General features: G+C 69.7%; 1 pseudogene. It reads left to right on the top strand.

Going from position 1 to position 353, the window contains the following annotated elements:
- A pseudogene (locus tag CVH10_RS18485) lies at window positions 1-353 on the top strand (hypothetical protein); the annotation flags it as partial.

Genomic DNA, 353 nt, shown 5'->3' with positions numbered 1-353 from the left:
GACCCGGTCGTGCTGCTGCGCCGCGAACTGAGCAGCCCGTCACCCGCGCTGGTGCCCTTCGCCCGCGACGGCGCCGAGCCTGCCGCTGCCAACGCGCAAGGCGCCGAAGCGGAGTGGAACGGCGACCTGCTGCACGCCGACGAGGTCTTCGTCACCGGCGTCGGTTCTTCCACCACCTACCCGGACTACAAGCCCGCGCCCTTCATCGTCGGCTCGAAGGCACAGGGCGTCGACATGGTCACGGTGGTCACCGAGGGCATCTTCAGCTACTGCAGCCTGAAAGTGAAGATCGACACCGACCGCCATCTCGGCCCCGAGCGCGCCGCCGTGCGGGTGAACGGCGAGGAGGTCGG

Source organism: Halomonas sp. ND22Bw, from assembly GCF_003011945.1.
GTDB classification, from domain to species: domain Bacteria; phylum Pseudomonadota; class Gammaproteobacteria; order Pseudomonadales; family Halomonadaceae; genus Halomonas; species Halomonas halophila.
This window is presented reverse-complemented; position numbering and strand designations above follow the sequence as displayed.